This is a genomic window from Microbispora sp. NBRC 16548 (genome assembly GCF_030268985.1).
In the GTDB taxonomy this organism is placed as follows: Bacteria; Actinomycetota; Actinomycetes; order Streptosporangiales; family Streptosporangiaceae; genus Microbispora; species Microbispora catharanthi.
Map to the genome: position 1 here is coordinate 174,375 of NZ_BSSF01000004.1, position 24,415 is coordinate 198,789.

Annotated in this window: 23 protein-coding genes and 1 pseudogene; 6 read left to right on the forward strand and 18 right to left on the reverse strand. The window is 72.9% G+C overall.

What is annotated here, in order from left to right; genetic code table 11:
* Nucleotides 1-25: 25 nt before the first annotated feature.
* The 8 genes and pseudogenes from QSK36_RS11980 to QSK36_RS12020 all read right to left on the reverse strand — a co-directional run bounded on the left by QSK36_RS11980 (nucleotide 26) and on the right by QSK36_RS12020 (nucleotide 6,732).
* Nucleotides 26-421, reverse strand: coding sequence for an ACT domain-containing protein (locus tag QSK36_RS11980; RefSeq protein WP_285782438.1), 396 nt, complete (start codon nucleotides 419-421; stop codon nucleotides 26-28).
* A 34-nt stretch (nucleotides 422-455) separates the two neighbouring features.
* Nucleotides 456-1,109: a DUF6461 domain-containing protein gene (locus QSK36_RS11985; protein WP_285782439.1), complete on the reverse strand. Its 654-nt coding sequence runs from the start codon at nucleotides 1,107-1,109 to the stop codon at nucleotides 456-458.
* A 166-nt stretch (nucleotides 1,110-1,275) separates the two neighbouring features.
* Nucleotides 1,276-2,949: a sensor histidine kinase gene (locus tag QSK36_RS11990; protein ID WP_285782440.1), complete on the reverse strand. Its 1,674-nt coding sequence runs from the start codon at nucleotides 2,947-2,949 to the stop codon at nucleotides 1,276-1,278.
* A gap of 4 nt (nucleotides 2,950-2,953) precedes the next feature.
* Nucleotides 2,954-3,628 carry a response regulator gene (locus tag QSK36_RS11995; protein ID WP_183537828.1) on the reverse strand — a complete coding sequence of 225 codons (675 nt, stop codon included), beginning with the start codon at nucleotides 3,626-3,628 and terminating at the stop codon, nucleotides 2,954-2,956.
* A gap of 29 nt (nucleotides 3,629-3,657) precedes the next feature.
* On the reverse strand, nucleotides 3,658-4,254 hold the full coding sequence (locus QSK36_RS12000) for a hypothetical protein (protein WP_285782441.1): 597 nt from the start codon (nucleotides 4,252-4,254) through the stop codon (nucleotides 3,658-3,660).
* 22 nt (nucleotides 4,255-4,276) lie between these two features.
* Nucleotides 4,277-5,143: pseudogene (locus QSK36_RS43460) on the reverse strand (serine hydrolase domain-containing protein); the annotation flags it as partial.
* Nucleotides 5,144-5,272: 129 nt separating this feature from the next.
* On the reverse strand, nucleotides 5,273-5,761 hold the full coding sequence (locus tag QSK36_RS12015) for a DnaJ family domain-containing protein (RefSeq protein WP_183537826.1): 489 nt from the start codon (nucleotides 5,759-5,761) through the stop codon (nucleotides 5,273-5,275).
* Between the two features lie 92 nt (nucleotides 5,762-5,853).
* A complete protein-coding gene (locus tag QSK36_RS12020) occupies nucleotides 5,854-6,732 on the reverse strand; it encodes an NAD(P)-dependent oxidoreductase (protein ID WP_285782444.1) in 879 nt (292 codons plus the stop codon).
* Nucleotides 6,733-6,829: 97 nt separating this feature from the next.
* Here QSK36_RS12020 and QSK36_RS12025 point away from each other — a divergent pair, with 97 nt between their 5' ends.
* The gene (locus QSK36_RS12025; protein ID WP_183537824.1) at nucleotides 6,830-7,171 is read left to right on the forward strand and encodes a winged helix-turn-helix transcriptional regulator; all 342 of its coding nucleotides are present in this window, start codon (nucleotides 6,830-6,832) and stop codon (nucleotides 7,169-7,171) included.
* A gap of 54 nt (nucleotides 7,172-7,225) precedes the next feature.
* Here QSK36_RS12025 and QSK36_RS12030 read toward each other — a convergent pair whose 3' ends face one another.
* From QSK36_RS12030 to QSK36_RS12055, 6 genes are all read right to left on the reverse strand, one after another.
* Nucleotides 7,226-7,672: a hypothetical protein gene (locus QSK36_RS12030; protein WP_183537823.1), complete on the reverse strand. Its 447-nt coding sequence runs from the start codon at nucleotides 7,670-7,672 to the stop codon at nucleotides 7,226-7,228.
* A gap of 58 nt (nucleotides 7,673-7,730) precedes the next feature.
* Nucleotides 7,731-8,570: a CDP-alcohol phosphatidyltransferase family protein gene (locus tag QSK36_RS12035; protein WP_352240133.1), complete on the reverse strand. Its 840-nt coding sequence runs from the start codon at nucleotides 8,568-8,570 to the stop codon at nucleotides 7,731-7,733.
* 113 nt (nucleotides 8,571-8,683) lie between these two features.
* On the reverse strand, nucleotides 8,684-8,809 hold the full coding sequence (locus QSK36_RS12040) for a hypothetical protein (protein ID WP_285782446.1): 126 nt from the start codon (nucleotides 8,807-8,809) through the stop codon (nucleotides 8,684-8,686).
* Between the two features lie 175 nt (nucleotides 8,810-8,984).
* The gene (locus tag QSK36_RS12045) at nucleotides 8,985-10,376 is read right to left on the reverse strand and encodes a CU044_5270 family protein (RefSeq protein ID WP_285782447.1); all 1,392 of its coding nucleotides are present in this window, start codon (nucleotides 10,374-10,376) and stop codon (nucleotides 8,985-8,987) included.
* Nucleotides 10,369-10,992 (reverse strand): RNA polymerase sigma factor, encoded by a 624-nt coding sequence (locus QSK36_RS12050; protein WP_259404823.1) that lies wholly within the window; start codon nucleotides 10,990-10,992, stop codon nucleotides 10,369-10,371. Before QSK36_RS12050 ends, QSK36_RS12045 begins: the two co-directional genes overlap by 8 nt.
* A 96-nt stretch (nucleotides 10,993-11,088) precedes the next feature.
* Nucleotides 11,089-11,580: an SRPBCC domain-containing protein gene (locus tag QSK36_RS12055; RefSeq protein WP_285782448.1), complete on the reverse strand. Its 492-nt coding sequence runs from the start codon at nucleotides 11,578-11,580 to the stop codon at nucleotides 11,089-11,091.
* Nucleotides 11,581-11,709: 129 nt separating this feature from the next.
* Between QSK36_RS12055 and QSK36_RS12060 the strand changes: the two genes are divergently transcribed.
* Nucleotides 11,710-12,198 carry a DUF5946 family protein gene (locus QSK36_RS12060; RefSeq protein ID WP_285782449.1) on the forward strand — a complete coding sequence of 163 codons (489 nt, stop codon included), beginning with the start codon at nucleotides 11,710-11,712 and terminating at the stop codon, nucleotides 12,196-12,198.
* An 84-nt stretch (nucleotides 12,199-12,282) separates the two neighbouring features.
* Here QSK36_RS12060 and QSK36_RS12065 read toward each other — a convergent pair whose 3' ends face one another.
* Nucleotides 12,283-13,371 carry a L,D-transpeptidase gene (locus QSK36_RS12065; protein ID WP_285782450.1) on the reverse strand — a complete coding sequence of 363 codons (1,089 nt, stop codon included), beginning with the start codon at nucleotides 13,369-13,371 and terminating at the stop codon, nucleotides 12,283-12,285.
* A gap of 205 nt (nucleotides 13,372-13,576) precedes the next feature.
* On the opposite strand from QSK36_RS12065, the gene QSK36_RS12070 reads away from it, so the two are divergent.
* Complete coding sequence (locus QSK36_RS12070; protein ID WP_285782726.1) at nucleotides 13,577-14,185, forward strand: cupin domain-containing protein; 609 nt, start codon at nucleotides 13,577-13,579, stop codon at nucleotides 14,183-14,185.
* 60 nt (nucleotides 14,186-14,245) lie between these two features.
* On the opposite strand, the gene QSK36_RS12075 is transcribed toward QSK36_RS12070, so the two are convergent.
* Nucleotides 14,246-14,839 (reverse strand): hypothetical protein, encoded by a 594-nt coding sequence (locus tag QSK36_RS12075; RefSeq protein WP_285782451.1) that lies wholly within the window; start codon nucleotides 14,837-14,839, stop codon nucleotides 14,246-14,248.
* Between the two features lie 99 nt (nucleotides 14,840-14,938).
* Here QSK36_RS12075 and QSK36_RS12080 point away from each other — a divergent pair, with 99 nt between their 5' ends.
* Together QSK36_RS12080 and QSK36_RS12085 are read left to right on the forward strand one after the other, a co-directional pair.
* Complete coding sequence (locus tag QSK36_RS12080) at nucleotides 14,939-16,369, forward strand: aldehyde dehydrogenase family protein (RefSeq protein ID WP_221263844.1); 1,431 nt, start codon at nucleotides 14,939-14,941, stop codon at nucleotides 16,367-16,369.
* Between the two features lie 127 nt (nucleotides 16,370-16,496).
* Nucleotides 16,497-17,030, forward strand: coding sequence for a hypothetical protein (locus tag QSK36_RS12085; RefSeq protein ID WP_285782452.1), 534 nt, complete (start codon nucleotides 16,497-16,499; stop codon nucleotides 17,028-17,030).
* Between the two features lie 149 nt (nucleotides 17,031-17,179).
* On the opposite strand, the gene QSK36_RS12090 is transcribed toward QSK36_RS12085, so the two are convergent.
* On the reverse strand, nucleotides 17,180-17,656 hold the full coding sequence (locus tag QSK36_RS12090) for a MarR family winged helix-turn-helix transcriptional regulator (protein WP_220505094.1): 477 nt from the start codon (nucleotides 17,654-17,656) through the stop codon (nucleotides 17,180-17,182).
* Between the two features lie 86 nt (nucleotides 17,657-17,742).
* Between QSK36_RS12090 and QSK36_RS12095 the strand changes: the two genes are divergently transcribed.
* Complete coding sequence (locus QSK36_RS12095; protein ID WP_285782453.1) at nucleotides 17,743-19,842, forward strand: MMPL family transporter; 2,100 nt, start codon at nucleotides 17,743-17,745, stop codon at nucleotides 19,840-19,842.
* 39 nt (nucleotides 19,843-19,881) lie between these two features.
* On the opposite strand, the gene QSK36_RS12100 is transcribed toward QSK36_RS12095, so the two are convergent.
* Nucleotides 19,882-24,282: an HAD-IC family P-type ATPase gene (locus QSK36_RS12100; protein WP_183537814.1), complete on the reverse strand. Its 4,401-nt coding sequence runs from the start codon at nucleotides 24,280-24,282 to the stop codon at nucleotides 19,882-19,884.
* Nucleotides 24,283-24,415 lie beyond the last annotated feature (133 nt).

Below are 24,415 nucleotides of genomic sequence, written 5' to 3' on the forward strand. Positions count from 1 at the left end.
CCCGGATGACCGACGACGTCGAGCGCTACGAGTCGGGTGCGCGGAGGTGGCGGGTGTCCACCCGGTGTCCCGCCTCCTCCAGGACCGTGATCGCCTGCTTGATCCTCGGCTCGGGCACGAGGACCAGGTCGGCGTGGAACGTCGAGGCGACGAACACCGAAATGGCCGCCTCGGCCAAGGGGTTCAGGATCGCCGCCAGCATGCCCGGGACGTCCAGTTCGTGTCCCGTGCCCCCGCCGTACAGGCCGATCCACCGGTCGCCGGACCCCGTCGGCCAGGCCTCGCGGATCACGGTGAGGCCCTCCGGGGCGCGGACGAGCGCGATCCAGTCGTCGTCTTCGGGGAACGTGGCCTGCGGCAGGTGCTGGACGGCGAACACGGACGGCACGATGCCGAGCTGCTGGGCGGCGGGTGAGGTCATGACACGTGTGTAGCAGAGCCCTCCGACAAGACGCCTAGACCTGGGACCACTCGGTGATGGAGGTGACCAGCAGCGGCCCGTCGAAGGAGTCCGGGGCGAGGGTCACCCCGGTGATCCTGGCGGCGAGCGCGAACGCCTTGGGGAGCGCGTCGTCCCACCGGGTGTCCCAGGCCGCCTTGCCGGTCGTGGCGGTCAACGGCAGCCCGACCCTGCGCATCGGCTCCTTCAGCCGATCCGGGTCGCTGCCCCAGCGGTTGACCGACGCGTGCGGTGTGAAGGCGGTGAGGATCTCGCCGTCCACGGCGTACAGGAAGCTGTGCTCGGCGTAGTCGTGGCGTCCGACGGCCACCGCCTCGCATCCCTGCGCGAGGCGCGCCAGGTTCTCGCCCAGCGTGGTGTGCCAGCCACACGGTTCGATCGCCATGCTCCATTCGCCGATCCGGGTGATGCCGACGTATCCGCCGCCGTCGCCGCCGTCGGTCTCCTCGATGAACTCCGCGACCTCGTCGTCGAGTTCGCCGAAGCTCATCGAGCGGACCGCCGCTCCGGCGGGCTCGAAACGGGCCGCGACATCGGCGGGCTCCACCCCGTGGAAGAACGACACGGTGAAGATGTCGCCCAGCGGGTTGCGCACGTTGTCCGTCGCCGGGGCCGTCAGCCACCGGAAGGGGGCGAGACGATCGGGCACCTGGGCTCCCTTGGTCGTTTCGCGACATCGTGGCAGCCGCCGCCGACAAAATCGGGGCCATGGCCGTTCGCCGCGTTCCTGTCCTCCGGCAGCGGGACGCCGCCGATGTCAAGAGGATCGCGGCGCGCTCCTGGAACCGGCTTGGATCTTGCTGAAACCCGCGTCGTCACGGGGTGGGCACGACGGCCTTCGAGACGAGCCGGTCGCGGGCGAAGCACAGGCGGTAGGCGCGGTCGGGGTCGGTCTTCATGGTGTAGTAGACGCAGTCCTGGCCGCGTGGTGGAGCCGGAGTGCCGTCCGGCGGGCCGTCCCTGGTGAACGCGGGCAGCCGGGACCGCGCGTCGTCGCGTGGTTCGCCCACCTTCAGCCCCTCGTACGTCGCCGGGTCGAGGACGGAGAACGACGAGCTGACGAAGCTCAACGGGACCAGGAGTGCGAAGATCCCGGTCAGCACGGCCGCGGGAATCCCGACCGCCTGCGCCAGGCGCCGCCGCACCCGCCGCTGGGCGAGGTGCAGCTCCCGGGTCGCCGTGGTCCCGGGCGTGCCGGGGCCGGCCGCTGTCCGCACCTGCTCGTGAGCCGCCCGGACGCCGGTGACGGGCAGTTCGGCGGCGACCTCGAAACCCCCGCCGGGAGCCGGGCCGGCCCGCAGGACGCCGCCCGCCAGGCGCACCCGTTCCGCCAGCCCGACGAGCCCGGAACCGCCCGAGGCCACGCCCGGTGGGGCCGCCGCCGGGGCGGGGTCGTTGACCACGCGGAGCGTGACGACGCCGTCGTCGGACGCGAGCCGGACGCGTACGGTCGCGCCGGGAGCGTGTTTGGCGGCGTTCGTCAGGGCCTCCTGAAGCACGCGGCGCACGGCGAGCGCGGTCATCGGGGGCAGTCCGTCGATGTCGCCCCGGTGGTCGCCCCGGTGGTCGTCCGGGTGGTCGTCCGGGTGGTCGTCCGGGTGGTCGTCCGGGTGGTCGTCCGGGTGGTCGTCCGGGTGGTCGTCCGGGTGGTCGTCCGGGTGGTCGTCCGGGTGCTCGACGACGATCGGCACACCGGAGTCGCGGGCGCGCTCGACGAGCGTCTCGACGCTCTCCTCACGTGGCGGCACGGCGACGTCCTCGTCGTCGTCCGCACGCAGCACGCCGATGATCTCGCGCAGCCGCTCGGTCGCGGCCGCGGCGGCCTCACGCAGCTCGCGTACGGCCGTCTGCTGCCGCGAGTCCAGGCCGGGATCGAGCTCCAGGGCGCCGGCGCGCACCGCGAGGAGCGTCAGGTCGTGGCCGAGCGAGTCGTGCATGTCGCCCGCGATGCGCGCCCTCTCCCGCAGGCGGGCACGGTCGGCGACGGCCCGCTGCTCGCGCTCCAGCCGGTCGGCGAGCAGCCAGCCCGTGCGGACCAGTTCGGTGTGCTGGCGGCGCCAGCGGCCGAGCAGCCAGGGCACCACCACCGCGAGCAGCAGTGTGATGAGCTGCGTGGGCCAGCCCCACAGGTCGCGCAGGACGAGCGCGGACAGCGGCAGGCCGGCGAGGGCGACGGCCGCGAAGAACCACAGCGCCGGCCGGGCGGACGCCATCCGGTGCCCGGCCAGGTAGCCGAAGACCACCAGCGCAGCCCACGTCCAGGACAGGGGGCCGAACATCTGCACGTCCAGAGCCAGGCTCACCGCCACCGGTACGGCGAGCGCCGCCAGCGGCCACCTCCGGCTCATTGCCGTCGCGACCCCGAACAGCGGCACGGCCACGGCCGCCGCCGCCACCTGCCGGGCGTCGCCGTCATCGACGGCCAGCGCGACGGGCGGCGCGCACACCGCCAGCCACAGCCCGAGGTCGAGCAGACGGGACGGCCGCACCACTTCACGCCCTCCGGTCGAGCGGAGCATCGGCCACGAGACCCGCCTCGTACGCGAGGATCGCGGCCTGGACGCGGTTGCGGAGGCCGAGACGGGTGAGGATCTGGCTGACGTACCCCTTGACCGTGCCCTCGACGAGATGCAGGCGCCGGGCGATCTCGGCGTTGGACATGGCGGCTCCGACCAGCGCGAGCACCTCTCGCTCGCGGTCGCCGAGCTCGTCCACGAGGGCGCGGGCGGCGGCCTCCGTGCCGAGCGGGCGTGCCCGGAGGCGGGTGATGACCCGCCGCGTGACGGCGGGGGACAGATAGGCGCCACCCGCGGCGACGGCGCGGACCCCCGCGATCAGTTCGCGTGGGTCGCCCGACTTGAGGAGGAAACCCGACGCGCCGGAACCGAGCGCGCTCGTCACATAGTCGTCCTCGTTGAACGTCGTGAGCATCACGACGGCGACCTCGGGGAGGACCCGGCGCAGTTCGGCGGCGGCCTTGAGCCCGTCGAGCCGCGGCATCCGGATGTCGAGCAGGCAGATGGCGGGATGGTGCCGCAGGGCGAGGTCGACGGCCTCGTGCCCGTCGGCCGCCTCGGCGACGACCTCGATGTCGCCGGCCGTGGCCAGGATGCTCGCGATGCCGGCGCGGATCAGCGCCTCGTCGTCCGCCAGCAGGACGCGGATCATCGCATTCTGCCCAAAATCCCCCCTACTCCTCATGCGTGGACGTTACCAACGGCCCGCCGCCGGAGGCGTACGGCGTGGACGAGACGGGCGGCCACGACGGCGACGGCGGCCAGCGCGCCGGTGGCGGCCCAGACGTACAGCGCGAGCCAGACGTAGGTGAGCTGGTCCAGCGTGCCCACCCGGTTCAGCAGCACCCCGGCCAGCTCGGCCAGCCCCAGGTAGAACGCGACCGGCAGCGCGTAGGGGACCAGCCGTGCGATCACCCGCCAGGCGCGCCGGTGTGCGCGGCGACCGGCCCAGCGGCGGGAGCGCAGCACTCCGGTCACGCCGAGGGCCAGGTTGAGCAGCGAAAGGCCACCCAGCCAGGGGTCCGCCTTCGTGGTGAAGGGCACCGCGCCCGCGTCGGGCCGTCCCTCGATCAGGTCGACCAGGCCGTCGCTGATGATCAGCGCGTCGTCGCCGGAGATCATCCCGGTGTCGGTGACGACCGCGATGCCCCACTCGCCCCCGGGCAGGAGGGTCTGCGCAGAGTTGTGCGTGAGCAGCCAGCCGGTGTGCCGCAGCATCGGCGCCCCTCCGGCCGTCCGCTCGGCCGACCACCCCATGCCGTACGTGCTGCCGCCCACGCCGGACGGCGTCTGGGTGGCTTCGACGAGGTCCCGGGGGAGGGGCGTCGCCGCGGCCGTTCTGGGTGATCAGCCATTTGGCCAGGTCGTCGGCGGTGCTGACGACCCCGTAGGAGCCGTTGACGAACCACTTCGGGTGCGCGCGCTCGATCAGCCGGCCGTACGCGCGGATGTATCCGGCGCCCGCGCCGGGCAGTTCCTCCGTGGTGTCCACCGTCCGGGTGGACGTCATGCCGAGCGGCGTGAACACCGTGGCGGCCATGAAGTCGGCGAACGGCGTCCCCGACACCACCTCGGCCAGCCGCGCCGCGACCGCGTAGTTGGGGTTGTGATAGATCATCCTGGTGCCCGGCGCCGCGGCGAGCGGCGCGGTCCTGAGCATCGCGACGGCGCTTTTGAGGTCGTCCGGCGCGGGGAGCGTCAGCTCGGGGAAGGTCCGGTCGCTCATGCCCGAGGTCTGCTGGAGAAGCTGCCGCACGGTGATCTTCTCAGCCCGGGCGTCGGCCATGGTGAACTCGGGCAGATATCGCCGAACCGGCGCGTCGAGGTCGATCCTGCCCTCGTCGGCGAGGCGCAGCACCGCCAGGGCGGTGAACGACTTCGACAGCGAGGCGAGCGGCATGGGGGTGTCCGCGGTGATCGCCTCGCCGCCGGCCGTGTGACCGTGCCCGGCGGCGTACACGACCCGGTCGCCCTTGACGACCGTCACGACGGCACCGGGCAGGTCCGTGCGCCGGATGTAGTCGCGTACGTAGCGGTCGACGGACTCCGCGGTCAGGCCGGGCCGTCCGTCCTGGGGTGCCGCCCGCGTCGCGGCGTCCACCGCCGTCGCTCCCGTCGTGAGCAGCAGCACACCGGCCAGACCGGCGGTCGCGGCGACTTCGCGCATGCGCACCGTGTTTCCCCTCCGAGCTCTTTCCGTTCGCAGGTCACGTACGGTACGAGCGGCCGGAGGGGCGGCACAGCGGGCGATCGGGAGGTCCTCACCTGACTTTCGTCAGGTCGTGGACCGGGCGGGTCAGCGGCGGCCGAACCACCGGAGGAAGGAGCGCTTCGAACCCATCGAGTCTTTCGGGTCTTTCGGAGGAGCGGGCTTCTTCTCGGCGACCGGATGAAGGGCCCGCCACTCGGCGGCGACCTCGTCCACGTCGATGAGCGGCTGCACGACGGGCGGACCGGACAGGGGCTTGCGGTAGCTGTCGCGGATCTTGGCGTTCATCTCCTCGATGATCCTGCGCGCCTCGGCCTCGGTGCGCGCGCCGAGCGCCTCCGCCCTTGCCTCCTCGGCCTCCTTGCGCAGCGCCAGCGTCCCCGGCAGCGGGAACGACAGATTCTCCGCGCGCATCTTCTGCTTGATCCACCACATCTCGTCGTGCGGCTTGCCCTGGCCGGGGATGGGCTTGCCGGCGCCCGGCAGGTCGTCGAACTCACCACGCTCGGTGGCCTCGCGGATCTGCCGGTCGATCCACGACTCGAAACTCACTCCGAGGGGCTTGCGTTCGGTCACGGCCTCACCTCGCTCGACGTGGTCGGCATCCTCCTGTGAGGATAACTTTCCCGCGCGGGCGGCCAGGGCCAGGGGACGGGCCAGGAGACGGATCAGGGCACCCGCAGCAGGTCGATCACCCCCGTGGTGCCCTCGTCGGCGTGGCCGTCCGCGAGCCGCCGCTCCATGAGGGTCGTGAAGGGCGTGAGCAGTTCGGGGCTGACCTTCTGCTCCTCGGCCGTACGCAGCAGGGTCGCGTTGCCCCGCACCATCATCGCGAGGTTGGACGTGACGTTCTTCGTGTAGTCGCCGCTGTCCAGATGCTCGGCCATCCCGTACGCGTACGGGATCATCGCCCTCAGCCAGCCCACGACGAGGTCGGCGAAGTCCTTCGGGGGGATCTCCTCCCGGACGAGCGCGAAGGCGTGCGCCACCCCCGCGAACATGCCCGTCATCGCGCTCAGCAGCGCCACGTCGTGGAGGGCGGCGAGCCCGGGGTCCTCGCCGGTGTAGACGGTGGCGGCGGGTACGGCCAGCGTGCCCGCGTGGGCCTCGAACACCGCCCGGGAGCCGCTGTAGAAGACGTACGCCCCGGAGCCCGGCACCCCGATCATGGGCGGGACCGCCATGACGCCGCCGTCGAGGAACCGGGCGCCGCGCTCCTCGGCCCACCGGGCGCGGGCGCGGGCCTCCTCCGGAGTGCCGGTGGTGAGGTCGACCAGGTCCTTGCCGGACAGGTCGGCGACGGCGAGGGCGTCGTCCACCGAGGCGTGGTCCAGCAGGCAGACGACCACCAGGTCGCTCGCGGCCACGGCCTCGGCGGCGGTCGTGGCGACATGCGCTCCCTCGCGGGCGAGGGCCTCGGCCCGGCCGGCGGTGCGGTTCCAGACGGTCAGCGGATGCCCGGCGGCGAGCCAGGCGCGGGCGAGTGCTCCGCCCATCGCGCCCAGCCCGAGAAGGGACAGCGGAGACTTCTCAGTGTTGTGGGTCATGCCGATTAGGCTGGTCACGAGCCCCGAGAGGATCAAGTACGCACTTTGAAGTGGGTGCTTACCCCGGGGTGAGCGAGCAGCCGGGAGGGGATGGACCATGCGGACCGCGCGGCGTCCGGGAGCGGCCGAATGCGGGATCGACGCGGCGATGGAGGTGATCGGCGGCAAGTGGAAGAGCTCGATCCTCTGGGCGCTGAACGAACGCCCATGCCGTTTCGGGGAGCTGCGCAGGATGCTCCCGGGCGTGACCGAGAAGGTGCTCGCCTCGCACCTGCGCGAGATGGAGGCCGACGGCATCGTGCACCGCGAGGTGTACGACGAGGTGCCGCCGCACGTCGAATACTCGCTGACCTCGCTCGGCGTCACGCTGAACGAGGCGCTGGCGCCGCTCGGCGTGTGGGGACGGGTGCACCTCCTCGGCGGGCGCGACGATCACTGACCAGTGGGGTGTCCACGGTGGACGTGCGTGGACTGCCGGACGGGAATCCGGGTCTCAGGGTGTGGTCTCGTGGCCGGGCTGCCCGGGCGTGCGCCGCTGCTGCTTCAGCTCGGCCTCGTAGATGTGGCGGCGCCCTCCGGCCAGTTCGTTGCGGGCCTGGCGTTCCAGCTCTTGGAAGGTCGCGTAGTAGCCGTCGTCGTACTCCTCGACGATCTGGAAGGTCCAGCGGCCCTGGATGACGTTGCGGCCGATCAGCTCGCGTTCGATCCGGTCGGCCCACTTGTCGTGCCCGGCCTGCCGCAGCAGCCGTACGGCGTTGTCCAGCTCGAAGTCCGCCGTCCCGGTGAGCTGGTGGAAGGAGTACAGGTGGCCTCTGACCCGGTGGATCGTCTCCAGCGCCTTGCTGAGCCTGCCCAGCGCGTCGACGGTGACGTCGTCCAGCCCCTCCGGGCGGCGGTGGCCGGGATCGGGCAGGCCGGCGGGTTCCTCACGTTCGGTCATGTCCCACCGCTACCCCTCGCGGCGGCACCTCTATCCGTGCGGTCAGCGGTGAGGACGCTCAACCGGCGGGCGTCCCGGAGGCGGACGTTTCGGCGGACGGGCGGATCGCGGCCAGCGCGCGGTTCAGATCACGCGACGACAGCAGGAGCTTGTACATGATGAGGGCCTCGAAGAGGAGCAGCAGGGCGGCCGCGCCGATCGTGACCGGGATGACCGCGCCGAGCAGCGGGCCGACGATGAACACCGCCATCTGGAACTCGATTCCGCTGACCAGGTGTGTGCGGATCCGGTGCTCGCGCAGCCACTCGCGCATGCCGGGGTACCAGGAGAAGCGGCTGCGGAACTCCTGCTGCAGGTCCACGGCGTGCGTCAGGCGGACCCTGATCTCGTCGGGGTCGGTGTCGAGGTCCTCGCGTAACAGGGACGCCGGCAGCACGGCCGGATCGCCGGACACCGACTGTTCGTAGGCGTGCCGCAGTGTGCGGCGCATCTGGCGCCGGACCTTCGCGATCTGCAGGGCGTCGACGTAGCGCAGCATGTCGAGGAACACCACGGCGATGCCGAGGAGCAGGTAGACCTCCTGCCCGGTCGCGCGGTACTGCCCCCACATGAGCGCGGCGGTGCAGGCCAGCACCCGGATCCGGTCGAACACGTAGTCGAGCCAGCCGCCGAGGACCGTCCCCGTTCCCTTGAGTCGCGCGATCTTCCCGTCCATGCAGTCGAGGACGAAGCTCACGTGGTAGACGGCGGCCCCGGCGACCAGCCACGGCCGCTCGGCCTGGAGGAAGCACCAGGCCGAGCTGAGGCCGAGCACGAAAGCGCCCCAGGTGATCTGGTTGGGGGTGATGGACGTGCGGTTGGCGGTCGTCACCACCAGCCGGCCCGCCAGGGGATCCACCAGGAAAACGGTCCACCAGGCGTCGCGCGCCTTATATGTCCGAGAGCGTACGTCATGAAGCGTGAACGTCATTTGGGGGCTTTCTAGATTGTGGGGGGATTTCAGGGGAAACGTCAGAAGTCGTCGTCCAGATCTTCCGTTTCGTCCGCGTCGTCATTCAGGTCGAGGGCGTGTGCGTCGTCGCCCAGGTGCAGGTCGTCGTCGGCGTCGAGCAGTGCCACCATTTGCTGGAGAAGCATCTTAAGCATGTTTTTGCCCTTTGACTGGCGTTTGTTTCGCTACTGCTCATCAAAGCATCGCCCGGCATCGCCCGTCGACTTTTTCCACAGCCCCTCTGGGCGGGTGGAATTATCCGAAGAGCCGAATTTCGGCTTTTTCGGTATATCTACGTTTCGTCTGCGGGTCGGGGGCGGGTCAGTCGTGCCGCGCCGGCAGCTCGGGCTCCTCGTCGGTCCAGCTGCTGTCGTCGTACGCGACGAAGGTGCCGACGGTCACCGTCCGGCCACCGGCATCCAGGCCCGCGCTGCGGGTCTCCGTCGACAGGAACAGCCCGCTGCCGGGGTCGACCACCATCGTGACGTCGGTGCCCTCCTCGCCCGCCCGGTAGGTGAGGCCCTGGCCGGTACGGCCCAGTGCGTCGGTGACCTCTCCTACGGCGGTGATGCCGGGCAGCTCGGCCAGGATCCGGTACGCCGACGCCCGCACCTCGGGAGAGACGGGCAGCCCCATGAGGATCTCCATGCAGGCTCCCTGCAGCCGGCTGTCCATCTCCCGCTGCGAGTCGAGCTCGGGGTACTTCTTCGTCTGCCGGCTGATCCGTGCCTTCAGGTAGTCCCTGAGCTTCTCCGTGCCGCTGGGAACGCGGTCCAGCTCGGCCCAGGTGAGCCGCTGCTTGGCCAGGAGACCGGGCGAGCCGATCCACCCACCGGCAAGCCGTGACCCAATGGGCTCCTCCGGCGCGGCACGGACCTCGTCTCCCGGGTCGAGGTCGCCGAGGCCCTCGACGTCGTGCGGATAGCGCCATTCGCGGGGAGAACCTGCGTCGCGCCAGGCCGCCTCGTCCTCGGGGGTCGCCGGCTTCACACCGAGGGGCCGCCTGATCCTCCAGCTCGGCCGGGCGGGGTCGGGGGCGAGCCACATCTCCCCGGACACTCCCCTCTGGAGGAGGTAGCGACGGTCGGGCGAGAGAAACCGCTGGATGTAGGTCGTCTTCGTGCGCCAGTAGGCGCCGGGCTCGTCGGACGTCCTGGCCGTGGCGGAGGCGGCGGCGAGCAGGATCTGGCGGGCCTTCGCCGCACCGCCCATGGTTTCGGCGGCCGGCGTTCCCGTCGATGCCCCACTGGTGGGAGTGAGCACCACCCGGCCTTCAGGTGCGACGGCCGTGGTGACGATCAGGGCGGTCACCGCGGCCGCCCCCGCCAGCAGTGCTCCCACGGTGACCCGCCGCCCGGTGAAGCGGTGCCTGGGGAAGCGAGTCTCGGTGGAGCGGGTCTCGGTGGAGCGGGTCTCGGGGGAGCGGCGCACGCCCCTCGCCCGGGACTGTCGCCGGCCCCTCCCGAAGCGTGCCGGCTCCTGCTCCGACGGGCCGTTCTCCGGCCAGGGACCCGCTCCGTCCCGGTGCGGGTCGCCGTTCAGCGCGTACGGACCGTCCTGGGCGGCGAAGGCCAGCGCCGCCATCAGCCGGGCGCGGCCCGCGTCGAAGGCCGCGGCGGTGGGTGCGGGCTCGGCGAGGAGGTCGCGGACCGCGGCCAGTTCGTCGGGTTCGGAGGTCCGGGGGGAGCCCGTCCGGCGGGTCAGGTCATCCATCGGTGCCTCCGATCAGGGGGTTGACGCCTCCCAGAGCCCCGCGAAGCTTCCGGCGCACCCGGCTGAGCCGTGAACCGACGGTGCCTGCGGGGATGCCGAGGGTCTGGGAGATCTCCTCATGGCTCAGTCCGGCGATCGCCACCAGGAGCAGGACGTCGCGGTCGCCGTCGGACAGCCCGGCGATCCCCGCTGCCAGCGGCCCCTGTGCGCTCGCGGCGGTGACCCGTGCCGCCACCCGGTCCTCGTGGCCGGACACCGCTCCGCGGTCCACCGGCGCCCGCTGGAACGCCTCCAGCCTCCGGCTCTCGCTCCTGCGGTGCTGGGCGACGAGGTTTGTGGCGATGCCGTACAACCAGGGCCGTACGGAACCGCGGGCGGGGTCGAAGCCGTCGCGCTTGCGGAACGCGACGAGGAAGGTCTCGGCGGCGAGGTCGTCGGCGACCTGCGTGCCGAGCCGCGCCGCCGCATAACGGTGGATCTCACCGAAATAGCGCTCGTAAAGCGCAGCGAACAGCTCCGGCCGATGCCACGACCGCTCGATGAGCACGGCGTCGTCGAGATCCGCCGGAGCTTCCGGGGGAGCGGGCATTCGCGAGGCGTCCCTTCTGTGGGTCATCACCTCTACTCCGCCGCAGGGCCCGATCGCTTTCACGCCGGTCTTTCCAGGAGGCTCACTCCCCCGCTCCCCGGACCGGCGACGGGGCGGGACGGCTCAGGCGGCGGCGCGGGCGAGATCCGCGAGCCACCGCTCGTGGTTGGCCCGGAGCATGGACTCCCGGTAGAAGAGCGGCAGCAGCGGACCGGCGAGCGACTCTTCCACGGTGATCCTGGTGCGCCCGCCCTCCAGCGGTTCCAGGACGTGCCGGTCCACCGCCCGGTAGCGGCCGAGGAAGGTGCCCGTCCAGGTGAGTTCCCGCTGCGGGTCGACCACCGCGAACCGCGACCGCAGGGGCACGCCGTTCAGGCGCCACCGGAAGGACGCGCCGGGGCGTACGTCGCCGAGTTCGAGGATCCGGATGCTGGAGGCCCACGACGGCCACGTCCGCAGGTCGGCCATGACCGCCCAGACCCGGTCCACGGGCACGTCCACGACCAGCCGGGACGAGGAGGTCAGCTGGGCGTCGGGGTCGACGCGTCCCCGTGCGGCGTACTCGTCGTGCAGGACGGCCAGGGACGGACCCGAATAGAGCAGCGACACGGTCATCTCCGAGAGAGTAGTGCTCTTTAACGAGAGCAATGCTCTCTTTTCTCCGTAGGCATGTCAAGAGCAGTGCTCTCCGAGTGGCGTGAAATGCCGTCGACACGGCTGTCGCCGGCTGCCTAGGGTCGGGGCATGACGGACAGCTCCGGTACGGGTCGGTGCGAGTGCGGCGCGCCCGCCGGCCCGCTGGGCGAGTGCGTGGACTACTACCACGCGATCCTGGCCGAAGAGCAGGCCGATCCTGAGATGTACAGGTGGCACACACCCGTGGTCTGCGCGTATCTCCTGCAGCACCCCGCCAGGGCCCACGACAGATACCTCGACGGTCAGTTCCGCATGCTGCAGCTCTACCTGGACAAGGGCCTCGACACGCTGCTCCGCGTGGCGGCGCATCAGGTGGCGCGGAACAGGCACGGGGTGCGGTCGGGCTACGACATGGCCCCGCTCGCGGAGTATGCGCCGCTCCCGCGGGGCGGATCCCCCGGGCCCTTCCGCGCCGGCTTCTGTGGGTTGCCGTTCAAGGACGGCAGCCTCGTTTCCGACGGATATCCGGCGTACGGCCGCCGCGTGGAGAGCATCGCGGAGGCGACCGTGGAGTCCTGGAGAACCCTCACGACCTGACGCTCGAAAGGCGCCGGAAAGCAGGCGGCGCCCCCGCCCTGGCCGTACGGACCGGGGGTGGGAGCGCCGTGGGGAGCGGAGGGTCTATCCCTGCAGGGCGTCCTGGTCGGCGGACGGAGAGGCCGAGGGCGATGCCGAGGCCGACGCCGAGCCGGCGGGCAGCGCGCTGCCGCGCTTCCACTGGTTCCAGTTCAGCTGCCAGTAGCTCCAGCCGTTGCGCCAGTCGAGCTTGCGCTTGGTGCCGGTGACCTCGATGACGTCGCCGCGCTGGCTGATGCCGTAGAACCACTTGGCGCCCGCGGGTGTGGCGCGCACGCAGCCGTGGCTCTGGTTCGACTTGCCCAGGAACTGGTAGTCGCCCGCGCTCTGGTGGACGTACTCGCCGCTGTCGGAGATCCGGACCGCCCAGGGAATCTCCAGCTTGTAGTAGAGCGGGTCCTTGGGGTCGGTGACGCCGAGCCAGGACGAGGTCATCGTCTCGACCCGCTTCTTGCCCATCGCGAGGTGCACGCCGGTGGTCGTGAGGTAGACGTCGACGCCGCCCCGCGGCAGGCCGCCGCGGCCCGCGCTGATCGGGATGGTCTTGGTGAGCTTCCCGTCGCGGCGCACCTTCATCACGTGCTTCCTGGTGTCGACCACCGAGATGTTGGCGGTGCCGACGGCGAAGCGGCGCGAGACGTCCTTGGCGGCCTCGTTGCCGGGGATCTGGCTCAGCCTGGCGGTGAACAGGACCTTCTGGTGCGGCTTCCAGTAGGTCTTGGTGCGGTAGACGACCTTGCGGTCGGAGACCCAGCGCCAGGCGCCCTCGGCGGGCTTTTCCGCCTGGACCTGCAGCACCGCTTCCGCGGCCGCCCTGTCGCGCACCGCGCGGTCGAAGGTGACGATGATCGGGAAACCGACGCCGACGCGCTCGACCTTCTCGCCCATGGGCGTGATGTCGGCGATGCCGAGCTTCGGCTTTCCTGCCTTGCGTGCCGTCTGGGACACCGCGCGCGGGGCGAGTGCCGCCGCCTTGGCGTCCGGGGCCTGAGTGGCCGGAGCCTGAGTGGCCGTACCGGCCGCACCAGTGACTGATGCGGCGGGAGTGGTTGTGCCTCCCGCCGAGCAGGCCGTAGCGACGGCGATGGCGGCGACGGTGAGTGTGACGTGGGCCGCCCGCCGGAGGGTATTCACGGTCTACTCCTCATTGGGGGTGTTTCACAGGGAATTGCACTGACTTGGAACGTGCGAAACCGCTGTTTTGTGCGGCCGATTCCGTAACGATCAAGTAACGCCGGTTTGGACGGCGCCGTCGGCGCATGCGTTCCCGTCGAGGCGGCCCCGCCAGGCCCGCGGCCCCGCCGCGCCGCCCTGCCGTACGATCGGCCGCGTGCTGCTGATGACGCTGGACGCCTATCCCGGCGGCCCCGGGCTGTCCGCCCGCGACGACGAGGAGGCGCTGCGGATCGCCGCCGCGGCCTTCCCCGGCACGGATCCCGTCGTGGCGGCGGACGACGACGACCCGGGCGCCCCCCTCCGCTTCCTGCGCCGGGACGTCTCCGGGGCGTTCGTGGCGATCCAGGCGCGCCCCCCGGTCGCCGAGGCTCTCGGCCTGCTGCCCCACCCCGAGGGCGGGTGGTATCGCGAGACGTGGCGGGCGGCGGCCTCCGTCGAGCCTCCCGGCTACGGCGGCGTGCGGGCGACGGCGACGGGCATCTACTTCCTGCTCGAGCCGGGCGAGGAGTCGGTCTGGCACGCCGTGCGGTCCGACGAGGTGTGGCTGTGGCATCGGGGCGGGCCGCTGACGCTCGTGCTCGGCGGCGCGGGCGAGCGACCCGGCCGGGAGGACGTCGTCGTCCTGGGCCCGGATGTGGAGAACGGACAGGTCCCGCAGGCGGTGGTGCCGGCGGGCACCTGGCAGGCGGCCCGTCCGGCGGGGGCCGAGGGCGTGCTGGTGAGCTGCGTGGTGTCACCCGGCTTCGACTTCGCCGACTTCACGGCCCTCTGAGCGGCCCCGCGATCGGCCCGGCGATCGGCCCGGCGGCCCGGCGCGCCCCTGGGCCGCCGGTCAGGCGGTGGCGCCGGGGAGGCCGACCCGGTCGGGCACCTGGCGGGGCAGGCCGCGCAGCCACCCCTCCACGTCGGCGGGCCACCAGCGGCCCGCGGACAGCCCGCGCAGCCACCCCTCCACGTCGGCGGGCCACCAGCGGCCCGCGGACAGCCCGCGCAGCGTCTCCTTGACGGCGCCGGCCGAGGCGGGGCTCGGCACCACCCGGGTCGGCGCGGCCCCGGCGAGCACGCCGAGCCACCAGTGCCGCCGGGTGGGCGTCAGGCCGTCGGGGTCGAGGACGATGTAGTAGTCGGGCAGCACCAGCCGCTCGGCGCGCAGCGCGCCGACCGCCGCCTCGACGGCGACCTCCAGGCCGCCCACCGGCGTCGTCCCGTCGAAGAAGCCGGTCCACGCCTCGCCGACCTCGGCCAGGGGATCGGCGTCGTGCAGCACGTACGTCGCGCTCGCTCGCGTGACCACGTCGGTCATCTCGGCGGGGGTCCGCTCGCCCCGGGTGATCGCCCGCACGTTGTGCAGACCGTCGAGCCCGGAGATCACCTCGGCGGCCCGCTCCCCGGCCACCACGACCACTGTGCTGCTCAGCCGTCGCATACGGGAAGTGTAGGAAGCCGGGTGATAACCGTACGTGCCGGGGGGTAGCGAGCACGGGTAGAGCGACCACGGCTGTGTGAGTAACGGGAGGAGAACCGGGTGCGGGACAGGGATCGCTGGGTGCTGACCGACGGCGCGTGGGCGGCGAGCGCGAGCGAGCGGGACCGTACGGTCGCCGACCCGGCGACCGGGGAGCCGGTGGGCGACTTCCCGGCCGGGTGCGCCGAGGACGTGGAGCGGGCGGTCGACTCGGCCCGCCGCGCCCAGCCCGGCTGGGCCCGTACGGCTCCCGCCGAGCGGGCCGCGTGCCTGCACCGGATGGCCGACCGGATCGGGGCCCGTGCGGACGAGCTGGCCGAGCTGGTGACCAGGGAGATGGGCAAGCCGATCGGCGACAGCCGCGGCGGCGTGGCGGCGGGGATCGGCACGCTCCGGCAGTACGCCGAGCTGGGGCCGCTGCACCGGGGACGGAGCCTGCAGGGCGGCTGGGACGCCACCGACCTGATGGTCCACGAGCCGCGCGGCGTGGTCGCGGTGATCACGCCGTGGAACGACCCGGTGGCCATCGCCTGCGGGCTCGTCGGCGCGGCCGTGGTGACCGGCAACACGGTCGTGCACAAGCCGTCGGAGCGCACGCCGCACACCGGGGCGCTGCTCGCCGAGCTGATGGCGGCGGAGCTGCCGCCGGGAGTGCTGACCATGGTGCCGGGCGACCGCCACCCGGGCGAGGCCCTGGCCGCGCACCCGGGCGTCGACCTCGTCGCGCACGTCGGCTCGACCGCCGCGGGCCGGGCCATCGCCGCCGTGGCCGCGCGCACCGGCGCCAAGACCCTGCTGGAGAACGGCGGCAAGGACCCGCTGATCGTGGACACGGGCGTGGACGTGAAGTGGGCCGCGGGACAGGCGGCGACCGGCTGCTTCGCCAACGCCGGGCAGATCTGCACCTCCGCCGAGCGCGTCTACGTCCACCGCGACGTCGCCGAGGAGTTCCTCGCCGCGCTCGCGCAGCGGGCCGAGGAACTGCGCATGGGGCCCGGCACGGACGAGGAGACGGCGCTCGGGCCGCTCGTCGACCGGGCCCAGCGCGACGTCGTGGACCGGCACGTACGCGGCGCGATCGAGGCGGGGGCACGACTGCTGACCGGCGGATACGTGCCCGAGGGGCCGGGGGCTTTCTACCCGCCGACCGTCCTGGCCGACTGCACGGAGAACATGGACGTCATGCGCGAGGAGACGTTCGGGCCGGTCGCGGCGGTGCGGGTGGTCGAGTCGTTCGACGAGGCGCTTGAGCTGGCCCGCGAGTCGAGGTATGGCCTGGCGGCCACCGTCCTCACCCCGTCGATGGCCAACGCCCAGCGGGCCTGGCGCGAGCTGCCGGTGGGCACGGTGAAGATCAACGCGGTCTTCGGCGGAGCGCCCGGCGGCGCGGCCCAGCCGCTCCGGGCGAGCGGGCACGGTTTCGGGTACGGCCCGGAGCTGCTCGACGAGATGACCCACACCAAGGTCGTCCACCTGAGCCCGCTTCCGTGAGTCGGTCGGGCGGCCCGCTGCCAAGAGATTCTGAGCTTTGACCCGACACTGAGCACAGGGCGCGCGATCGGCGGCGGCGTGCTGCCTACCGTCTTCCTCGTACGATCCGTGACCTCGGGGGAGACTCATGATCATCTGCTCGGCCGCCGCCGCCCTCGCCGCGACCCTGATCGCCGGACCGGTCGCGTCCGCGGACCCCGCGCCGCCCGCGGGCCCTTCCACGGGCGGCACGGCGCCGATCGCGGCGCCGCCCGACACGGCGGTCTACAACCCCTACTACGGCCCTTCCGGCCCTGACAACGGCCCGGGGTACGCGCCCGCGGCCGTGCCCGTGGCCATGCCCGTCGCCGCAGGTCCCGCTCCCCTCATGGGGCAGGCCGGCGAGCCGAAGCAGGCCGTCTATCACACGAAGAGCAAGGACGGCGTGCGGAAAGACGTGTTCATCGTCCCGATCTCGGACGACCCCTCCAAGCCGATCACGCTGCCCGACTTCGGGTTCCAGAAGTTCCAGGTGACGGACAAGCCGCGCGCCCACACTCCGCACGCCCACACCCCGCGCACGCACAAGTCCCACGACCACACGGCGCGGCAGCACCGCGCAGTCCGGGGAGAGGGGAAGAAGCACCGCCACGGCGGCAAGGGCCTGCGCCGCCACCGCTGACCGACCGCCGCTCGGCACGATGTGGCCTGCCTTCTCGGTGCTCGGACTCTCGTGGTGATGTCCCAGGAAGCGTCTGTGGGCCAGGTAAGACGCCCCCGTGGTGAGCGCGCTCTCCCGGTCGGCCGTGATCCACTGAGGCCGCTCCGCCGTCACGCGTCGTCGTCGGCCGTCTCCTGCCTGGCCGCGACGACGGCCTCGATGCCCCGTCCGAGGAAGCGTCCGATGACCCGGCGCTCCTCTGGGGTGAAATCTTCGAGCGCGGCCGACATCCGCCGCCCGAGCGGCGCGAAGAACCGGCTCGCGAGGGCCGCCGCCTGCTCGTGCATGGCGAGCTCCACCTTGCGCCGGTCGCCGGTGCTCCGGTGCCGGGTGAGATGGCCGGCCTGCTCGAGCCGGTTGATCAACGCGCTGGTGGCGGGCGCGCTCAGATTGAGCGCCGCGCCCAGAGCTCCGGGGGTGAGCGGTCGCCCCTCGCGCGAGGCGTCCATGATCACGGTGAGCGCGTCGAGGTCCGTGCGGTGCAGTCCGTGGCCGACCGCGAACTGCTCGGCGAACCGGTCGACCTCGACGTTGAGGCGCCGCATCAGGTTCATCAGCTCGAAGGGATCCACGGTCTCCTCGGCCACACGCACCACCTCCCGCGTTGCGAACCATCCCCGGCCCACCTAGTCTTTCCACGGTAGAAATATTCCACCATGGAAAGAGATGGCGGATGAGGCGAGCAGAGCTTAGTGGATCGGCGGCGTTTTCGGGCCCCCGCGGCAAGTGGCTCGCGGTCGTCCTGGCGATCGTCGTCTCCGGCCTGGCCCTGGCGTTCGGGGGCGCGTCGAAGGTGAACAGCGACCCCGCCGCCGCGCTGCCCAAGGGCGCGGAGTCGGCCACGGTGGCCCGGTTGCAACAGCGGCTGCCGAGCGGCCAGCTCGCGCCGGCCCTGGTCGTCTACAGCCGTGAAGGCGGGCTGTCGTCGCAGGACCGGGCGTCGATCGACGCGGACGCGCGGCGGCTGACCGTCCTTGCGGCGGGCGGGAGGGTGCCGCCGCCCGTCTACGCGGAAAAAGGCGACGTGGCGCTGCTGAGCGTGCCGCTGCCCGGCTCGCTGCCGCTCGCGGATCTCACGGACGACGTACGGAAGATCCGTGCGGAGGCCGCGGCCGGTCTGCCCGCGGGGGCGCGGGCGCAGGTCACCGGCCCGGCCGGGTTCAAGGTCGACCTTGCCGGGGTGTTCGACGGCGCGAACTTCACCCTGCTGGCGGTCACCGCGTCGGTCGTCGCGCTCCTGCTGCTGGTCACCTACCGCAGCCCGTGGCTGTGGCTGGTTCCCCTCAGCGTCATCGGTGTCGCCGACCAGGTCGCGGCCAAGATCGTCGCCATACTCACCCGCACGGTCGGGCTGACCGTGGACGACTCGACCCTCGGCATCACCTCCGTGCTGGTGTTCGGCGCGGGGACCAACTACGCGTTGCTGCTCATCGCCCGCTATCGGGAGCAGCTTCGCCTCCAAGACGACCGGCACTGGGCCATGGCGCGGGCCGTCCGCTCAGCGGCCCCCGCGGTCCTGGCCAGTTCGGCGACGGTCACGCTCGCCCTCGTGACGCTGGCCCTCGCGGACTCGCCGACGGTGCGCGGCATCGGCATGGCCGGGGCGATCGGCATCGTGACCGCCGTCTGCTACGCCCTGCTTGTCCTTCCCGCCGCGCTCGTGCTGTTCGGCCGGGGGCTGTTCTGGCCGTTCGCTCCGCAGAAGGGGCAACCGGATCCGGCCCGCGGCGGCGTGTGGGCGCGCGTGGGCGGCGCGGTGTCGCGGCGGCCCGCGCTGATGACCGTGGTGAGCGTGGCGGTGCTCGCCGTGCTGGCCCTGGGTGCCGCCGGGTTGCGGGTCGGCCTGTCGCAGACGGAGCAGTTCCGGGAGAAGGTGGAGGCCATCGCGGGGCAGGAGACGCTCAGCCGCGCCTTCCCGGCCGGAAGCGCGCAGCCGCTCGTCCTGATCTCCCGTGCCTCCGCGGCCGGACAGGTCGAGGCCGCCGCCTCGGGCGTGCCGGGGGTCGTGCGGGTCACGCCCGGCGACCGCACCGCCGAGTACGCCCGGGCCGACGTGGTGCTGCGGGCGGAGCCGGGCACAGAGGCCGCGTTCTCGGCGGTCCGTGCGCTGCGCGCGGCGGTGCACGCGGTGCCCGGAGCGCAGGCCGTCGTCGGCGGGCAGGCGGCCGCCGACCTGGACGAACGCGACGCCGCCACACACGACCAGAGACTGATCATGCCGCTTGTGCTGGGAGTGGTGCTCCTCGTCCTCCTTGTCCTGCTCCGCTCGGTGGTCGCGGCGGTGACACTGGTGGTGACCGTGATCGCCAGCTTCGGGGCGAGCTTCGGCGCGGGCTGGTTCGCCTTCCGGCACCTGTTCGGCTTCCCCGCGCTCGACCTCGACGTCCCGCTGCTGAGTTTCCTGTTCCTCGTGGCGCTCGGGATCGACTACAACATCTTCCTCGCCACCCGGGCCAGGGAGGAGGCGGCGGAACAGGGCACCCGCGAGGGGGTGGTCACCGCCCTCGCGGTGACGGGCGGAGTCATCACGAGCGCCGGGGTCCTGCTCGCCGCCGTGTTCTCCGTGCTCGGCGTGCTGCCGCTGATCACGCTCACCCAGATCGGGGTGATCGTCGGGTTCGGCGTGCTGCTCGACACGGTCCTCGTGCGCAGCGTGCTCGTCCCCGCGCTGGTCACGTTGCTGGGCGACCGCTTCTGGTGGCCCGGCCACCCCGCCGCAGGCGCACGGCCCACGCGCACGTCCATACGGCCGGCGGAGGCGGCCCGCCCCTGACCGCCGTACGGGCCCACCGGCGGGCAGCGGCCGGCGCGGTCAGGCCGGGACGGGCAGGTGGGCCGTGGTCCTGCGGCGTTCGGCCTCGGCGCGGGTCGTCGCCTCCCTGACCGGGCGCTGCACGAGCATCCCCACCAGCGTGGCGGCGGCCGCGCTGCCCAGCCCGATGACCCAGCCCGCCGGGCCGAGCGGCCGGCATCCGAAGACGGCGCTGACTCCCGGCACCGTGACGATGAGCCACAGGACGGCCAGCGACGACAGCGCCGCGAGCACGACGATCCTGTCCCGGCCGCCGCCCGCGAGCGTCTGCAGGAGCTGCGCGGACACGAGCGCCACCAGACCGACGGTGTTCGCGCGCACGCGGGTGCCGGTCATGCGTCCCAGGATCCACGCGGCCGTCGCCGCCGCCGTCGTGACCGCCGCGCGCAGATAGATGTCGCGGGTCAGCGACGCGCCCAGCGACGCCTCCGGGCCCTCGGCGAGCAGCTTGTCCGGATCGGTCGAGGCGGGCGGCCGCACGGCGACCGCCATGGCCGGCACCATGTCGGTGAGGAGGTTGACCAGCAGGAGCTGCCGGGCGTTGAGCGCGCTCCCGCCGGCCAGCAGGTTGGTCCCCACGGTGAACGCGATCTCGCCGATGTTGCCGCCGAGAAGGATGCTCAGCGAGTCGCGCACCGAGGTCCACATCGCCCTGCCCTCGACGATGGCGTCCACGATCGTCTCGATGCGGTCGTCGGTGACGACGAGGTCGGCGGCGGCCCGCGCGGCGGGCGTCGCGCGGGACCCCAGGGCGATCCCGACGTCGGCGGTGCGGATGGCGGGCGCGTCGTTGGCGCCGTCGCCGGTGACGGCGACGACCTCACCCGCGCGGCGCAGGCACGTGACGATCCTGGCCTTGTGCGCGGGCGTGGTGCGGGCGAAGACCGCCACGTCGGGCAGCACCTTGGTCAGCGTCTCGTCGTCGAGCTCGTCCAGCTCGGGGCCGGTCATGACGCGCTGGCCGTTCAGCGCGTCGAGTTCGACCGCGATCGCCTCGGCGGTGCTGGGATGGTCGCCGGTGACCATGACGATCCGCACCCCGGCCCGCGTGAGGCGCCTGACGCTCTCCGCGGCCGTCGACCTGACCGGGTCGGCCAGGCCGAGGAAGCCGAGGAAGCACAGCTCCTCGATGCGCGACTCGTCGAGGTCGCGCCGGTCGGAGGCGGGCCGCTGCGCGACGGCGAGCACGCGGTAGCCCTGCCGGGCCAGCCGCTCCACCTCGCGCTCCAGCTCCATGCGCACGGTCTCGTCGCAGGCGACCGGGCCGGTGTCGCGGTGCACGGTGGTGCAGTGGGTGAGCACGATCTCGGGGGCGCCCTTCACGCTGAGCAGGTGCCCGTGCTCGGTGCGGCCGAGCACGGCGTGGTAGCCCCGGCCCGGCTCGAACGGCATCTCGTCCACGCGCTCCCAGCTCTCGAACCCTTCCTGAGGTGTGACGTCGAGCCGGTGCGCGCCGTCCAGCACGGCGCGGTCGGTCGGATGGGCGATCACCCGCCCCCCGCCGGACTTGGGGCTGGCCCGGACGGCCGCGGCGAGGACACGCCGCAGCCCGGTGTCCGCCTCCTCGACCGGACGGCCCGCCCGCCCGTCCGACAGGTGCCGCAGGCTGATGCGGCCCTCGGTCAGCGTGCCCGTCTTGTCGAAGCACAGCACGTTGACCCGGCCCAGCGCCTCGATGGTGGACGGGTTGCGCACCAGGGCGGCGCGCCTGGACAGCCGCCGCGCGGCGGCCAGCTCCGCCACGGTGGCGACGAACGGGAGCCCCTCGGGCACGGCGGCGACCGTCAGGCTGACGGCGGGCGTGAGCGCCGCGGCCAGCGGCCGTCCGCGCAGGAGGTCGGTGAGGAGCAGCACGACACCCGAGGCGATCGACAGCGGCAGGATGCGGCTGCTCAGCTCCCGCAGGCGCAGCTCGACGCCGGTCGGCGGGCTCGGCTCGCCCGCGAGCCTCGCGCTGCGCCCCGACTCGGTCATGTCGCCCGTCGCGACGACCACCGCCCGGCCGCTGCCCGCCGCGATCGACGTTCCCTGGTAGACCATCGAGCTGCGGTCGGCGATGGCCGCCGCCACGGTCGGCGCGGCCGTCTTGGCGACGAGCTGGGACTCGCCGGTGAGCGTGGACTCGTCCACCTCCAGCCCCACGGCCTTGATGACGCGGGCGTCCGCGGGCACGGCGTCCCCGGCGCGCAGCTCGATGACGTCGCCGGGCGCGAGCTCGTCCTTCGTCGTCTCGACGACGCCCTCGGGGCGGCGCAGCCGTACGAGGACCTCGGTGGACTCGGTCAGGCGGTGCAGCGCCCTGTCGGCCTTGAACCGCTGCACGCCGCCGAGGAAGGCGTTGATGACCATGACGCCGCTGATCAGCACGGCGTCGAGGGCCGAGCCGACGAGGGCCGAGATGCCCGCGCCGGTCGCGAGGGCGGGCGTGAGCGGGTTGGCCAGCTCCTCCACCGTGGCCCGGGCCAGCGAGTGCGGCCCCTCCACCTCCTCGGGCGCGGCCTCCGCGCGGCGCCTGCCCGCCTCCTGCTCGGCGATGCCCTCCGAGGAGGAACGGAGCCGGGAGAGCACCTCACGCGCGGACATGGCGTGCCACGGGGTGGTGTCGGCGCGGGCCGGGGTGGGGATGCGGCCGGCGTTCTGCCCGTCCCACTCGCCCAGCACGATGGCGGCGAGCGACACGGCGGCGCTGGCGAGCTGCGCCCGGCGCAGGGCGGTGCCGGCCGGGCCCGCGACGGCCAGCAGGGTGCCGACGCACGCGCCCGCCGCGCCGAGCTTCACGCCGTTCCCGCTGTTGCGGCGCGCCCGGGGCAGGCAGCGCAGGAACAGGTGGACGCCGTGCAGCTCGCCGGCGATGTCGGCGTCCCACGGCACCACGCGTCCGGGCTCGGCAGCCGCGGGATCGACCACCCCGAGGCCGATGTCGGCCTGGGCGAGCGAGTGACAGGCACCCCTGGACACGACGACCACGCAGTGGCCCGCCGCCTGCAGGTCGTGCACGTGCTCGGCGAGCTCGGGGCCTCCGGGCAGCGTCCGGCCGATCGCGAGGCGCTGCGCCAGGCCCTCGTCGCCGCCCGCGAGCAGGACCGTGCCGGCCGCCTTGGCCGCGCCGACGAGGGGTACGGCCAGGGCGTCGATCTCCGGGGCGAGACCGGCGACGGCGACCCGGGCGCCGTCCCTGGACACCTCCACCGCACGCAGCCCGCGTGACCGCCAGAGGCCGGCGTCCGAGAGCAGGGGATCGGGGTCCGGCAGCGGGCGGACCGACCAGCCCTCCACGGTCCTGGTGTGGCCGGGGTCGGAGAAGTCGATGAGGGAGTAGAGCCGGGAGTACAGCTCGTCGGTGTCCTCCCCCTCACGCAGCGGCTCGACCCGGTCGATCGTCCACGAGCCGGTCGTCAGCGCGTCGGCGTGCAGGACGACGGTGTCGACACGGTCCATCTTGCGCAGGCAGCCGGCGTCGAAGACGACCGTGTCGTGCCTGCCGAGCGCGCGGCTGATCGCGCCCGCGAACGCCTCCCGGCCGAGGTCGGCGACCCGGGGGGTGGCGGAGATGAGGACGGACGCGGCCCGTTCGCCCCGCGTGAGCACCCGGGTCACGGCGTACGCGGCGGCGCTGATCGGGGCGACCACGTCGGCGTAGCGCTCGATCGGCCCGTGCGGCAGGTGGGTCGGGCGCTGCCGGGCCTCGGCCCTGATGTGGTGGTAGGCCCCCGGACGCGTGGCCAGCCGCTCCTCCAGTCCCTCCCAGGCGTACCGGCTGGCCCTGGTCTCGATGTAGCGGCCCACGTTCGCGACGGCCTGCACGAACAGCGCGGTGGGGCGGAGCGTGAGGGTCTGCGTGACGAGGTTGGCGGTGGTGAACAGGGCGTCGGTGGGACGGCGTCCCAGCCGGTGGTCGAGCTGCTCGCGGATCGCGGGCGTGGCGTTGGCCAGTTGCAGGAACGCGGGCACGACCGCCGGGAGCCGAGGGGCCCGGATCGCCTTGCCCAGGAAGATCAGCCCGATTCCGGTGACGCCGGCCGTCAGCCGCACGGTCGCCCGAAGGTGCTCCTCCACGAGGTGGACGGGGCTTTCGTGGGCGTGCTCCTCCTGCTCGTCGAGCTCCGCGGCGACGGCCAGCAGCTTGTCCTGGTCGACCAGGTCCGGGTCGCAGGCGACGAAGACGACGGCGATGCGGCCGTTGACCTCGGCGCGCTCGACCCCGGGGACGGTCTCCAGCCGCTCTTCCAGCTGGTCGGCCGCCGCTTCGGAGCCGGGCCGGCCGATCCCGTGCAGGTTGATGCGCAGCCCGCCGGGGCAGACGTGCACCTCGCGAGGGCATGGAAGCAGTTCGCGGAACGGCTCGGGCAGCACGCCCCGCAGCAGGGCCGCGGACGTCGTGAGCACCTGATTCAGGAACATTCGGCTCTCCAGCAGACGGGAGCCCGGACGCCGGGTCCGGGGCGGAGCGGGCGGCCGCACCGGCGGATCAGCCGGTCGGGCCAGGTCGCCTCGTCACCGCGGCGCGAACGCGCGGCGGTGGCTGCGCCACGTC

Excerpts from the sequence above, each read along its gene's own strand:
- QSK36_RS12075 (WP_285782451.1), bottom strand. The coding sequence starts at position 14,839 with ATGCGACGGCTGAGCAGCACAGTGGTCGTGGTGGCCGGGGAGCGGGCC.
- QSK36_RS12040 (WP_285782446.1), bottom strand. The coding sequence starts at position 8,809 with ATGCTTCTCCAGCAAATGGTGGCACTGCTCGACGCCGACGACGACCTG.
- QSK36_RS12030 (WP_183537823.1), bottom strand. The coding sequence starts at position 7,672 with ATGACCGAACGTGAGGAACCCGCCGGCCTGCCCGATCCCGGCCACCGC.
- QSK36_RS12070 (WP_285782726.1), top strand. The coding sequence starts at position 13,577 with ATGACGCTGGACGCCTATCCCGGCGGCCCCGGGCTGTCCGCCCGCGAC.
- QSK36_RS12055 (WP_285782448.1), bottom strand. The coding sequence starts at position 11,580 with ATGACCGTGTCGCTGCTCTATTCGGGTCCGTCCCTGGCCGTCCTGCAC.
- QSK36_RS12085 (WP_285782452.1), top strand. The coding sequence starts at position 16,497 with ATGATCATCTGCTCGGCCGCCGCCGCCCTCGCCGCGACCCTGATCGCC.
- QSK36_RS12100 (WP_183537814.1), bottom strand. The coding sequence starts at position 24,282 with ATGTTCCTGAATCAGGTGCTCACGACGTCCGCGGCCCTGCTGCGGGGC.
- QSK36_RS12025 (WP_183537824.1), top strand. The coding sequence starts at position 6,830 with ATGCGGACCGCGCGGCGTCCGGGAGCGGCCGAATGCGGGATCGACGCG.
- QSK36_RS11980 (WP_285782438.1), bottom strand. The coding sequence starts at position 421 with ATGACCTCACCCGCCGCCCAGCAGCTCGGCATCGTGCCGTCCGTGTTC.
- QSK36_RS12060 (WP_285782449.1), top strand. The coding sequence starts at position 11,710 with ATGACGGACAGCTCCGGTACGGGTCGGTGCGAGTGCGGCGCGCCCGCC.
- QSK36_RS12095 (WP_285782453.1), top strand. The coding sequence starts at position 17,743 with ATGAGGCGAGCAGAGCTTAGTGGATCGGCGGCGTTTTCGGGCCCCCGC.
- QSK36_RS12020 (WP_285782444.1), bottom strand. The coding sequence starts at position 6,732 with ATGACCCACAACACTGAGAAGTCTCCGCTGTCCCTTCTCGGGCTGGGC.
- QSK36_RS11995 (WP_183537828.1), bottom strand. The coding sequence starts at position 3,628 with ATGATCCGCGTCCTGCTGGCGGACGACGAGGCGCTGATCCGCGCCGGC.
- QSK36_RS12050 (WP_259404823.1), bottom strand. The coding sequence starts at position 10,992 with ATGACCCACAGAAGGGACGCCTCGCGAATGCCCGCTCCCCCGGAAGCT.
- QSK36_RS12045 (WP_285782447.1), bottom strand. The coding sequence starts at position 10,376 with ATGGATGACCTGACCCGCCGGACGGGCTCCCCCCGGACCTCCGAACCC.